12 protein-coding genes are annotated in these 12,878 nt (G+C 50.8%); 6 read left to right on the top strand and 6 right to left on the bottom strand.

The annotated features are described in order from the left end of the window. Window positions 1–68: 68 nt before the first annotated feature. A complete protein-coding gene (locus ACQG2G_RS08525) occupies window positions 69–1,553 on the bottom strand; it encodes a sensor domain-containing diguanylate cyclase (RefSeq protein ID WP_369706182.1) in 1,485 nt (494 codons plus the stop codon). A 248-nt stretch (window positions 1,554–1,801) separates the two neighbouring features. On the opposite strand from ACQG2G_RS08525, the gene ACQG2G_RS08520 reads away from it, so the two are divergent. Then, complete coding sequence (locus ACQG2G_RS08520; protein WP_061771689.1) at window positions 1,802–3,328, top strand: EAL domain-containing protein; 1,527 nt, start codon at window positions 1,802–1,804, stop codon at window positions 3,326–3,328. On the opposite strand, the gene ACQG2G_RS08515 is transcribed toward ACQG2G_RS08520, so the two are convergent. From ACQG2G_RS08515 to icd, 5 genes are all read right to left on the bottom strand, one after another. Continuing rightward, a complete protein-coding gene (locus ACQG2G_RS08515) occupies window positions 3,306–3,551 on the bottom strand; it encodes a YmjA family protein (RefSeq protein WP_038979855.1) in 246 nt (81 codons plus the stop codon). The genes ACQG2G_RS08520 and ACQG2G_RS08515 overlap by 23 nt on opposite strands. A gap of 71 nt (window positions 3,552–3,622) precedes the next feature. Further along, entirely contained in the window at window positions 3,623–3,970 is a 348-nt protein-coding gene (locus tag ACQG2G_RS08510; protein WP_029881988.1) for a DUF1304 domain-containing protein, read from the bottom strand. Window positions 3,971–4,031: 61 nt separating this feature from the next. Further along, a complete protein-coding gene (locus tag ACQG2G_RS08505; protein WP_038979854.1) occupies window positions 4,032–6,029 on the bottom strand; it encodes a BCCT family transporter in 1,998 nt (665 codons plus the stop codon). Between the two features lie 143 nt (window positions 6,030–6,172). Further along, on the bottom strand, window positions 6,173–6,808 hold the full coding sequence (locus ACQG2G_RS08500) for a response regulator transcription factor (RefSeq protein ID WP_029881986.1): 636 nt from the start codon (window positions 6,806–6,808) through the stop codon (window positions 6,173–6,175). A gap of 309 nt (window positions 6,809–7,117) precedes the next feature. Then, window positions 7,118–8,368, bottom strand: a complete 1,251-nt coding sequence (gene icd / locus ACQG2G_RS08495) for an NADP-dependent isocitrate dehydrogenase (protein ID WP_013097077.1) — start codon at window positions 8,366–8,368, stop codon at window positions 7,118–7,120. Between the two features lie 117 nt (window positions 8,369–8,485). On the opposite strand from icd, the gene rluE reads away from it, so the two are divergent. Genes rluE through purB form a run of 5 tightly spaced genes read left to right on the top strand, consistent with a single transcriptional unit; the run spans window position 8,486 to window position 12,822 of the window. Then, window positions 8,486–9,139 (top strand): 23S rRNA pseudouridine(2457) synthase RluE, encoded by a 654-nt coding sequence (gene rluE, locus ACQG2G_RS08490; RefSeq protein WP_029881977.1) that lies wholly within the window; start codon window positions 8,486–8,488, stop codon window positions 9,137–9,139. A gap of 9 nt (window positions 9,140–9,148) precedes the next feature. Continuing rightward, a complete protein-coding gene (locus ACQG2G_RS08485; RefSeq protein ID WP_061771688.1) occupies window positions 9,149–9,622 on the top strand; it encodes an NUDIX hydrolase in 474 nt (157 codons plus the stop codon). Window positions 9,623–9,662: 40 nt separating this feature from the next. Continuing rightward, on the top strand, window positions 9,663–10,775 hold the full coding sequence (mnmA, locus tag ACQG2G_RS08480; RefSeq protein WP_178328796.1) for a tRNA 2-thiouridine(34) synthase MnmA: 1,113 nt from the start codon (window positions 9,663–9,665) through the stop codon (window positions 10,773–10,775). A 27-nt stretch (window positions 10,776–10,802) separates the two neighbouring features. Further along, window positions 10,803–11,432, top strand: a complete 630-nt coding sequence (gene hflD / locus ACQG2G_RS08475) for a high frequency lysogenization protein HflD (RefSeq protein WP_013097081.1) — start codon at window positions 10,803–10,805, stop codon at window positions 11,430–11,432. Between the two features lie 19 nt (window positions 11,433–11,451). Beyond that, window positions 11,452–12,822 (top strand): adenylosuccinate lyase, encoded by a 1,371-nt coding sequence (purB, locus tag ACQG2G_RS08470; protein ID WP_040019575.1) that lies wholly within the window; start codon window positions 11,452–11,454, stop codon window positions 12,820–12,822. The last annotated feature ends 56 nt before the right edge of the window (window positions 12,823–12,878 follow it).

Here is a 12,878-nt window from a genome sequence, read left to right as displayed (position 1 = left end):
CAGTACGACATTGCTCACATTGCTTCCAGTATTTTTGCCCACGCTTTAGTGGGCATTTTTTTGCCCGCTTACACGGCGATAAAGGCATACCGGTTGCGTCCTGCGCGTTTTGCCTGATAGAGCGCCTGGTCAGCCGCAATAATAATGTTCTGCTGGCTGCCTGCAATGTCAACGGCACGTGCGGTTGACACCCCGACGCTGACCGTTACCCGTCCAAAGGGGCTAAAGGCATGCTCAATATGCAGTGAAAATACATTGCGGATGATCGTCTGGGCCAGGCGGATGGCTTCCTGAATATCGGCGTCTGGCAGGATCAGCGCAAACTCTTCGCCGCCATAACGCGCCACAAGCTGGTTGTTGCGGGTGAGGCTCTCTCTGAGGCTATTCCCCAGTAGGGTAAGGCATCGGTCTCCTTCTGGGTGACCGTAGTTATCATTGTATTTTTTGAAATAATCGACATCGACAATGAGGATAGAAATTGGCGTGTCGTTATCCGCACACGTGGCGATTTCAGACAGAATTTTTTCATCAAACGTGCGGCGGTTGAAAAGCCCCGTCAGCGCATCTTCAGAGGCTATTATCTTGAGCTCTTTGTTATCTCTGGTTTTTCTGGACAGATCTGAATAGAGGAAATAAGACGCGACGATAAGCGCCACGGTAAAAATAAGAATGAGTACGGCGAGCTGAATGGCCTGCTTACGCCAGGCTGCAAGTGCTTCTTCTTTACTCACTGCAACGGTGGTGACCAATCCGTAACGTTTGTTTTTCTCAAAAGCAAAAATGCGTTCGACTTTATCAAACCGCGAAACCGAGCTGGCAATCCCTGAATTTTGTACCTTCAGGTATTCTCTGAACAGGGGTGAGTCTGAAACAATCGCGCCAATGTAGTTATTTTTAAACGGATAGCGAACCAGCAACACGCCGGATTGTGTCGTGAGGCCAATGACACCAGCATGGCCAATATTAATCTGCCCGTAGAGTGCCAGAAAATTTTCGATTCCAAGCGTCACCACGACAACGCCGTTAAAGTCTCCGGTCTGCGTTTCAAGCCGTCGACTGATCGTAATCACCCATTTCCCGTTCGTTCTGCTCACGACCGGCTGGCCAATAAAAATCTGCTGACTTTTATTTTCCTTGTGATAGATAAAAAACGATCTGTCAGCCCCTTTTCGCGGCCCGGAAAAACGTCCGTACAATGCCGTGAAGATGTCACCATTGACATCGTAAATAACCACATTATTAATCTGGCTAAGAAGATTATCCTGGCTTTCAATTATCCGCTGAATATTGGTCGCCTGTTCCGGGGTCATACCATAAATGTCGATCATGTCTGAAATGGTGGTGATCAGCATTTCACTTTGACGCATGATCCCCTCAGTATAAACATCCAGGGTATGGCTCAGGTTAGCAACGCCGGTATTAATTTGCTGAATTGACTGCTGTCTGGACGTGGTAATTTGGACCGCAAGCGACAACGAGATGATCAACGAGACAATGATGACAGTAATGGTTGTTGTGTAAAAAGTATTTTTCACATGCACGAGCTTTTCCACCTTATCACGCCTGACATCCCTGGCTGACAACTCGTGTCACTGTAACAAAGGTCAGGATAAGAGGAAAATAAATTGCACTTAAGCGCACAATAAGAAGCGGTTATTATTTTGCTTCACTAAAATTTGCGTCAGGGTTATTACGGAGATCCCCTGGCGCCTGCCGCTCTCTCCCGTGAGGACCAGGCTTGTACCCTGCCCCGGCTGTGTTAAGATTCACCCCATCAGGGAGCTGACAGGATAACCGGAAAATGAAAAAAATCATTGCCGTTGCTATCGTATCAACGATTCTGGTCATTCTGTCTCTGTATGCGGTGAATGCGGTTATCATCAGCCAGCAGAAGGATAAACAGCGTGAGATCGCCCAGACGCTTTTGCACTATTCCGAAGGATTATCCGAAAGCATCGCGCTGGCCCTTAAAGAGGTAACAACCCGAGGCTGCGATCAAACCAGCCTTGATCGCTACAGAAAGCTAAAACTCGACAGCCCCTATTTTTCCGATATCGGTTTTGTTGAAAATGGGCAAGTCGTCTGTACTGCCTTTTGGGGTAAGCTCGCCACTCCAGTCCCTCTACCAACAGAACTCCATAAAACACCAAGAGGCTTTCTGTTAGCGCAGTTTTCGAGAAAAGATTTTTTCACTGGCAACGCGGCAATCTATAATAATGTGATTATTTTCACCTCGCGTTATGCCTACGATAAATTCATGCCGGTTACGGCAAACTATGCGCTGAGTACCACGACGAAAAATTTCGACCGAACTTTTTTCTCGGTTAAGCCAGATGTCATAAAACACCACTGGCCAGATTCAGCGCTATTTACCCTGATCCTGACGCAGTGCAGCACGCGATGGGACATATGCGTTACGGTGAAGCATTACGACGCGGGCCTGGCTTCGCTCCCCGTTGTGGTGTTTATTCTTCTGACGACTATTTTGTGTTTTATCTGGACCGCAATCTCGTTGTTTTTCATGCGCATTTACGAAGATCGCTTCTCACTGGAGCGAACGCTGGTTAAGGCGGTAAAAAACAATTCTATCAGCGTTAACTACCAGCCGATTATACGTATCCAGGATAAAAGCATTGTCGGGGTAGAAGTGCTGTCGAGATGGCGCGATTATCATCGCACCGATGTTTCTCCGGAACTGTTTATTCCTTTAATTAAGAAAATTGGGCTGTACCGACAGTATTATATTAATATTATTGAAAAATCGCTGTCTGAGATCGCACCGCTTGCCATTAAACATCAGCTGATGATTTCGCTGAACGTTGGGCGAACAGAGATTGAAGATGGACAGTTTATCCAGACGTTACGTCGTGAATGTGCATTTAATCACATCCCCCTGTCTTTGATAAAGGTGGAACTTTCAGAAAAAGCGGTATCCAGTGCAGATATTCTTGAAGGGTTTTGTCTGGAGCTGAAAAAACTTGGGGTGAGAATATCGATAGACGATTTCGGCGTGAAAAACTCAAACCTGGACCGGCTCTCTCTGCTGGAATATGACGAAATCAAAATCGATAAGTCGCTGGTGGACGGTATCAATGAACATTATAAGCAGAATATTTTTGCTATTTTTTGCGATGCGCTTGCCAGGCTCAACAAAACGCTCGTTTTCGAAGGGGTGGAAAGTGAAACCCAGTATCGTTTTATTGCGGACAGGTATCCTGACGCTCTGATCCAGGGGTGGTACTTCTCAAAATCACTGACACGCAGTGAACTGGCGAAGAAACTTACGATGAGAATGCCCTTGCGGGCTACTCGTTCCCCCACTGATTAAGGAAATTCGCAATATCATCGATGCGTGCCGAGCGGATCCCCGCCTCACTGGCCATTTCCTGCTGGGCTTCCTCGCTGATTTCCTCGTTGTTCGTTAACCGCGTCAGCAGCAGCTGGAAATAGTACGCCAGCGCGTCATGCTCTGACTCACTGACTGGTTCAGCGGTTTCCGTCGAATACTCATCGACGATGTCATAATATTTAAGCGGAATATCGTTGTTCATAAACAGTCTCTCGTCTGCCATTTAGCGGGTGATGCACCGAGTATAGCGGACGCATTACGTTGACCAAAGTATTAGATAAGCAGCGCAAGTAAGGCAGCGAGAGCCGGCATAGCCTGAACATAGAGGATTTTTCGACTGGCAGTCGCTGCGCCAAAAATTCCGGCAAGTAGCACGCAGCTCAGGAAAAAGACGGTCACAGGGACACCGCGCTCTCCGAGCCAGAGTCCCCAGAGCAGACCCGCCGCCAGAAAACCGTTATACAGCCCCTGATTCGCAGCCAGTACGCGGGTTTCACGCGCAAAATCGGGCGTGAGATTGAAAGCCTTGTGCCCGGTTTTGGTGTTCCACAGGAACATCTCCAGCACCAGAATATAGAGATGGATTAACGCAACAATAACGATAAGTACAGTGGCTAACATGAGGCTGTCTCACACAGTCAGTGGCAAAATAAATGCCGTCCCAGCGGACGGCATTTTGGTATTAACGAACCAGATGCAGGAAGTGCAGATGTTTTTCGTACTGGTCCAGTATGTCATTGATAAGCTGTTCCTGATTCCAGCCCATCACATCATAGTTCTGACCGCCCTCTTTCAGATACACTTCAGCGCGATAATAGCGGTGTTGCTCTGCCTGTTGCTCGTCATTATCCATAGCGGCAAGAGCAAAAGTTGGCGAATTATAGCCACGTAGCCTCACTTCATAAATAAAGTTCAGCTCATTGCCTAAATCAACTTCAAGCCGGAGACGATCGTCTGCCGCATCATTGATATGACTCAACGTCCCCTGCTTGTTCAGTTCTTCCTGAACCAACGTCATGGCAGGCTGGATGACGTCGTCCATAAACCGTTTAACCAGAGAACGTTTCGGCAGATAGGCAATATTGCGCAACCTTCTTTGCCACGGAATAGGGTTACGTGCGGCAGTCGGCGCAATCGTCGCCATGCTCAGACTTTCACGTTTGGTCAAATCCCGACGCAGGGCTTTTAACAGTCCGTATATTGAGATCAATAAGATCACGGAGAATGGTAATGCGCTCGCTATTGTCACGGTTTGCAGCGCGCTTAGCCCACCCGCAATCAGCAGTGCAATGGCCACAATCCCCATGAGCGAGGCCCAGAAAATTCGCTGCCATACAGGCGTGTTAGCGACGCCACCCGATGCCAGCGTATCAACAACCATCGCCCCTGAGTCAGCCGAGGTGACAAAGAAGACAATGACCATCGCCATTGCAATAAATGACAACACTGAGGAAAACGGGAAATGTTCAAGGAAATTAAACAGAGCCAGCGCGACATCCTGCTGGACGGTATTTGCCAGATCTGTTGCTCCCTGATTCATGATGAGATAAATGGCGCTGTTACCAAACACCGTCATCCACATGAGGGTAAAACCTGCGGGAACAAACAGCACGCCCGTAACAAACTCACGAATTGTCCTGCCACGGGATACGCGCGCGATGAACATACCGACAAACGGCGACCAGGAAAGCCACCATCCCCAGTACAACAGCGTCCAGCCACCAAGCCAGTTGCTTGATTTCGGTTCGTAGGCGTAAAGGTTAAAGGTTTTACTCACTAATTCCGAAAGATAACCGCCGGTATTTTCGACAAAAGATTTCAGTAAAAGTACGGTTGGTCCAAGACACAGCACAAGCGCCAGAAGTAAAACAGCCAGACCCAGATTGAGTTCAGAGAGGATACGTATTCCCTTGTCCAGACCGGACACCACTGAAATCGTCGCTAACCCCGTGATGACCACAATCAGAATGACCTGCACCGTTTCATTGATGGGCACCCCAAAAAGATGGTTCAGACCGGCATTAACCTGCAAAACACCGTAACCCAGCGATGTGGCAACGCCAAAGACCGTCCCTATCACCGCAAAAATATCGACTGCATGGCCGACAGGACCGTAGATGCGATCGCCGATGATGGGATAGAGTGCGGAACGCAGCGTTAAAGGCAAACCGTGACGGTAGCTGAAGAATGCCAGAATCAGCGCCACAATGGCATAGATGGCCCATGCATGCAGTCCCCAGTGGAAGAATGTCAGGCGCATGGCTTCTTTCGCTGCGGCTACGGTTTCAGGGGTGCCGACGGGTGGCGAAAGGTAATGCATTACCGGTTCGGCAACGCCAAAGAACATCAGGCCGATCCCCATCCCTGCCGAAAACAGCATCGCAAACCAGGAATGGTAGCTGAAATCAGGCTGGGCATGATCCGGCCCCAGTTTGATATCACCGTAACGCGAAAGACCGAGGAAAGTAACACTCAGTAAAATCAGGGCGACAGCAAGAATGTAGAACCAGCTGGCATTGGTGAATATCTGTTGCTGCAGGAGTTTGAATTTTTTGTCGGCCAGATCCGGGAATACTGCGGCAAAGGCGACAAGAAGGAAAATTAACAAAGCAGATGTGAAGAATACCGCTTTGTTAATCTGGCTTGTAGACTTCTTTGGGATAGTATCATTTTCACTCATAATCAATTCATTCCATTATCGTAGACCGCCCCGGTTGAGAGGCGTTACCTCTCATAGGGTAGCAAAATTCAACACCCCAGGGGGACAATAATCTGAATGAATGTCAGGGTGGTATAAACTGTCCGGTGACGATCGCCGCGTTATCAATAAAGCCTGCGGGGTGGACATCGGGATTTACCGATTTGCAACGTGCCGGCAGCATGCACCAGATCCGCTAACGTACGAACCTGCATTTTATCCATCACCCTGCGTCGATGTACCTTCACCGTAATTTCTGTTATGCCCAGTTCCGATGCGATTTGTTTATTTTGCAAGCCATTAATTGCCAGCTCAAAAATCTGTTTCTCACGTCGCGTCAACGCCTGGTAATTTTTGCATAGTTCAAATAACCGTTGCTGTTCCAGAAAATGGTTTGTCGCGTCGATCAATACCTCATTCACCACGCGCAAAAGTTGTTCAGGTTCGACCGGTTTGGTCAAAAAATCCCGGGCGCCTGCTTTCATTGCCCGTACGCAGGAAGGGATGGAGCCGCTCTTCGTCAGAATGAGTACCGGTATAGCGCATCCACGCGCTTTGAGTGCATCCATCACGTCAAAGCCATTCATACGCGGAAGGTTTAATTCAAGGATTAAGCATGAAGGATGATCAACGATGGGAGAGGATAAAAATTCTTCGGCATTACTGAAGTCAAACGTCTGATAGCCCGCGGCTGTTAAGAACTGAACAACAAACGACCGATATGCATCATCATCGTCGATAACATAAATAACCTCTTCCATATCAATTTCTCCTGATTAAATCTTTCAGGGACATAATACGAACAGTTGCGTCCATTCCCAAAGTATTTATGACTGCTAACGTCATGCCGGATAACATTTCCACACCGTTCGCTTTCGAGAGCGAATAACGTTGATGCGCTCACATAGCCATTTCTGTCAGAAGCTATAGTCTCGCTTTCGCTTATTTCCCGGGAATGTTCTGAGTATGAATTTTTTTATGAAATTTCCGTGGTAGTCGTGATACCGGTTTCACACAAAATAAAAACGGGAGCCATCAAGCTCCCGTTCTTGTTTAACCCAGAATCTGGATTACATATTCGCGATAATCGCGTCACCAAACTCTGAACATTTCAGCAGCTTAGCGCCTTCCATCAGACGTTCGAAGTCGTAAGTTACGGTTTTCGCGTTAATCGCGCCTTCCATACCTTTGACGATCAGGTCTGCGGCTTCGAACCATTCCATATGACGCAGCATCATCTCTGCGGACAGGATGATAGAGCCAGGGTTCACTTTGTCCTGGCCTGCGTATTTTGGTGCAGTACCGTGGGTTGCTTCGAACAGGGCGCATTCGTCACCGATGTTCGCGCCTGGGGCGATACCGATACCGCCAACCTGTGCAGCCAGGGCGTCGGAGATGTAGTCACCGTTCAGGTTCATACAGGCGATCACGTCGTATTCCGCTGGACGCAGCAGGATCTGCTGCAGGAACGCATCGGCGATAACATCTTTAATGATGATCTCTTTGCCGGTGTTCGGGTTCTTAATCTTCTGCCATGGGCCGCCGTCGATCAGCTCACCGCCGAACTCTTCTTGCGCCAACTGGTAACCCCAGTCTTTGAACGCGCCTTCGGTGAACTTCATGATGTTGCCTTTGTGAACCAGGGTCACAGAGTCACGGTCGTTGGTGATCGCGTATTCAATTGCCGCGCGCACCAGACGTTTGGTCCCTTCTTCGGAGCACGGCTTGATGCCGATACCGCAATGCTCAGGGAAGCGAATTTTCTTCACGCCCATCTCTTCGCGCAGGAATTTAATCACTTTTTCTGCGTCAGCAGAGTCAGCTTTCCATTCGATACCCGCGTAAATGTCTTCTGAGTTTTCGCGGAAGATAACCATATCGGTCAGCTCAGGGTGCTTAACCGGGCTTGGGGTGCCCTGATAGTAACGAACCGGACGCAGACACACGTACAGGTCCAGCTCCTGACGCAGTGCCACGTTCAGGGAACGGATACCGCCACCAACTGGCGTCGTCAGTGGGCCTTTGATAGCAACGCGGTAGTCGCGGATCAGGTCCAGCGTTTCTGCTGGCAGCCAAACGTCCTGGCCATAAACTTGAGTAGATTTTTCACCGGTGTAAATTTCCATCCAGGAAATTTTACGCTCGCCTTTGTAGGCTTTCTCAACAGCGGCATCAACCACTTTCAGCATTGCCGGGGTAACGTCTACACCGATACCATCACCTTCGATGAATGGAATGATCGGATTGTGAGGAACGTTAATCTTGCCGTTTTGCAGGGTGATCTTTTTACCTTCCGCCGGAACAACTACTTTGCTTTCCATTAACCTCTCCTTCGAGCGCTTCTGGTTGTTACTGATCTTATGTTAATAAATTGTAATGAGCCCTTCGATAGTACCTGATTGTCCTGCGCCATGAAAGGTCTACGTTATTAGGCTATAATGCGGCAATTGATAACGCCTGAAAATACCATGAAGAAAACTTCTTTTACAAAACACCGGGTTGAGCGATTCAGCTCACGACAAGCCGCCAGAAGACCGCAAGAAAGCCAGCCAAAGCGGGTTATTTTGTTCAATAAACCCTACGATGTGTTGCCGCAGTTTACCGACGAAGCCGGGCGCAGCACGTTAAAGGATTACATTCCTGTTCAGGGCGTTTATGCCGCGGGTCGTCTGGACCGCGATAGCGAAGGCCTGCTGGTCTTAACCAACGACGGAGCCCTACAGGCAAAACTCACGCAGCCCGGAAAACGCACCGGCAAAATTTACTTTGTGCAGGTGGAAGGTGAGCCGGATGAAGAGGCGCTCGCCGCACTCCGCAACGGCGTGACGTTAAACGATGGCCCCACCCTGCCCGCAGGTATTGAACGTGTGAATGAACCGGAGTGGCTGTGGCCGCGCAACCCGCCCATTCGCGAGCGCAAATCTATTCCCACCAGCTGGCTCAAAATCACCCTTTATGAAGGCCGCAACCGTCAGGTTCGGCGCATGACCGCCCACGTGGGCTTCCCTACCCTGCGCCTGATTCGCTATGCCATGGGCAGTTACACCCTGGATTCCCTGGCTAACGGTGAATGGCGGGACGTTGCCCCTTAAGGAGTCAATATGTTTAAACCTCATGTCACGGTCGCCTGTGTGGTTCACGCGCAGGGGAAATTCCTGGTTGTAGAAGAGAGCATTAACGGCAAAGCGCTGTGGAATCAGCCAGCCGGGCATCTGGAAGCCAATGAAACCTTATTACAGGCCGCAAAACGTGAACTCTGGGAAGAGACGGGCATCCGCGCGGAGCCTCAGCACTTCATTCGTATGCATCAGTGGATTGCGCCTGATAAAACGCCCTTCCTGCGTTTTTTATTTGCCGTCGAGCTTAGCGAAACGTGCGCCACTGAGCCGCACGACGACGATATCGATCGCTGCCTGTGGGTCACCACCGACGAGATCCTGAACGCGCCAAACCTGCGCTCGCCGCTGGTTGCCGAAAGCATTCGCTGCTGGCAGTCAGGCGCACGCTTGCCGCTGGAGGTCATCGCAGAATTTAACTGGCCGTTTACAGAGGGTGTCAATGGTGGGGGGGCGTGATAGAATACGCCGCCTTGAAGTTCAATGTCGTGAGTATTCCATGTCAGATAACAGCCAGAAAAAAGTGATCGTCGGCATGTCCGGCGGTGTCGATTCCTCCGTTTCCGCCTACCTGTTGCAAAAACAGGGCTATAAGGTGGAGGGCCTGTTCATGAAGAACTGGGAGGAAGATGATGGCGAGGAATATTGCACTGCCGCTGCGGATCTCGCCGATGCGCAGGCCGTGTGCGACAAGCTCGGCATTGAACTGCACACCGTTAACTTTGCCGCAGAATACTGGGATAACGTGTTTGAGCTTTTCCTGGAAGAGTACAAAGCGGGCCGTACCCCAAACCCGGATATTCTGTGCAACAAAGAGATCAAATTTAAAGCCTTCCTCGAATTCGCGGCGGAAGATCTGGGCGCAGACTATATTGCGACCGGTCACTACGTGCGTCGCGCCGATGTGAACGGCAAAAGCCAGCTGCTGCGCGGTCTGGACGGTAATAAAGATCAGAGCTATTTCCTTTATACGTTAAGCCATGAACAGATTGCACAAAGCCTGTTCCCGGTTGGCGAGCTGGAAAAGCCAGAAGTCCGTAAAATTGCTGAAGAGCTGGATCTGATCACCGCGAAGAAAAAAGACTCCACCGGTATCTGCTTTATTGGCGAGCGCAAATTCCGCGATTTCCTTGGTCGCTACCTGCCTGCGCAGCCGGGCAAAATTGTCACCGTCGATGGCGACGAAATTGGCCAGCATCAGGGGTTGATGTACCACACCCTCGGCCAGCGTAAAGGCCTGGGTATCGGCGGTACCAAAGACGGTAGCGAAGATCCGTGGTACGTGGTCGACAAAGATGTCGAAAACAATATTCTGATCGTCGCTCAGGGGCACGACCATCCGCGTCTGATGTCCGTTGGCCTGATCGCGCAACAGTTGCACTGGGTCGACCGTGAACCGCTCAAAGGTACCCTGCGCTGCACGGTAAAAACACGCTACCGTCAGACGGATATCCCCTGCACCATTACCGCGCTGGATGACGATCGCATTGACGTGCGTTTTGACGAGCCAGTTGCAGCCGTCACGCCGGGCCAGTCCGCCGTCTTCTACAGCGGTGATATCTGCCTGGGTGGTGGGATCATAGAACAGCGCCTGCCGCTGCCGGCCGTTTAACCCGATTGCACACATAAAGGAGAACGTGTGGCGAAGAACTATTATGACATCACCCTGGCACTGGCAGGAATTTGCCAGTCAGCCCGTCTGGTGCAACAGCTGGCGCATCAGGGTCATTGTGACGCTGACGCGCTGCACGTTTCGCTCAACAGCGTTATCGATCTCAACCCCGGTTCAACCCTGGGTGTCTTCGGTGGCAGCGAAACCAATCTTCGTCTCGGTCTTGAAACCTTGCTTGGCGTGCTTAATGCCAGCAGCCGTCAGGGATTAAACGCAGAGCTTACCCGTTATACGTTAAGCCTGATGGTGCTGGAACGTAAACTCAGCGCAGCGAAAGGCGCGCTGAATACGTTGGGTGACCGCATTGCCGGCTTGCAGCGTCAGCTCGACCATTTTGATCTGCAGTCTGAAACGCTGTTGAGCGCCATGGCCGGTATTTATGTTGATGTTATCAGTCCGCTGGGCCCGCGTATCCAGGTCACCGGTTCACCTGCCGTACTGCAAAGCCCGCAGGTCCAGGCAAAAGTACGCGCCTCGCTGCTGGCCGGTATCCGTGCCGCCGTGCTGTGGCATCAGGTTGGCGGTGGCCGCCTGCAGTTAATGTTTTCTCGTAATCGCCTGACGACTCAGGCAAAACAAATTCTTGCTCATTGTTAACCTCCCGGAGTTGCGAATTATGGAATTATCCTCACTGACCGCCGTATCCCCTGTCGATGGACGCTACGGCGATAAAGTCAGCGCGCTGCGCGGGATCTTCAGCGAATATGGCCTGCTGAAGTTCCGTGTTCAGGTTGAAGTACGCTGGCTGCAAAAGCTGGCCGCCCAGGCAGCAATCAAGGAAGTTCCTGCTTTTGACGCCCAGGCAAACGATTACCTTGATAAAATCGTTGCTGACTTCAATGAAGAAGATGCTGCTCGCATCAAGACCATTGAACGTACCACCAACCACGACGTAAAAGCGGTTGAGTACTTCCTGAAAGAGAAAGTGGCAAGCGTTCCGGCGCTACACGCGGTGTCTGAATTCATTCACTTCGCCTGTACTTCTGAAGACATCAATAACCTGTCTCACGCATTGATGCTCTCTACCGCGCGCAAAGAGGTGGTTCTGCCTTACTGGCGTAAAATCATTGACGCGGTGAAAGCGTTGTCTGTGGAATACCGCGACATTCCCCTGCTCTCCCGTACCCACGGTCAGCCCGCTACGCCATCCACGATGGGTAAAGAGATGGCTAACGTGGCATACCGTATGGAGCGTCAGTATCGTCAGCTGGAACAGGTTGAGATCCTTGGTAAAATCAATGGCGCGGTAGGTAACTACAACGCCCATATCGCCGCTTACCCGGAAGTGGACTGGCATCAGTTCAGTGAAGAGTTCGTGACCTCCCTGGGAATTCAGTGGAACCCGTACACCACTCAGATTGAGCCGCACGACTATATCGCCGAGCTGTTCGACTGTATCGCCCGCTTCAACACCATTCTGATCGACTTCGACCGCGACGTGTGGGGTTATATCGCGCTGAACCACTTCAAGCAGAAGACCATCGCCGGTGAAATCGGCTCTTCAACCATGCCGCACAAAGTGAACCCGATTGACTTCGAAAACTCCGAAGGCAACCTGGGTCTGGCCAACGCCGTGTTGCAGCATATGGCGAGCAAACTGCCGGTTTCCCGCTGGCAGCGCGATCTGACCGACTCCACCGTGCTGCGTAACCTGGGTGTGGGGATTGGCTATGCGCTGATCGCCTATCAGTCCACCCTGAAAGGGGTGAGCAAGCTGGAAGTGAACCGCGATCGTCTGCTGGACGAGCTGGACCACAACTGGGAAGTGCTGGCCGAGCCGATCCAGACCGTGATGCGTCGTTACGGCATCGAAAAACCGTATGAAAAACTGAAAGAGCTGACCCGTGGTAAACGTGTCGATGCGGAAGGTATGAAACAGTTTATCGATAGCCTCGCATTGCCGGAAGCGGAAAAAACCCGCCTGAAAGAGATGACACCAGCGAATTACATTGGCCGCGCCATCACCATGGTCGACGAGTTGAAGTAATCTCCCCCGCCCCCTTTTCGCCCGAAAAGGGGGCTGCTTTTTCCCCGGTTTACTCA

Origin of the sequence: Enterobacter cloacae complex sp. 382A5 (assembly GCF_050031095.1) — a bacterium.
GTDB classification, from domain to species: Bacteria; Pseudomonadota; Gammaproteobacteria; order Enterobacterales; family Enterobacteriaceae; genus Enterobacter; species Enterobacter cloacae.
Note: the sequence above shows the minus strand (reverse complement) of the source record. Positions and strands in the feature narration are given on the sequence as shown.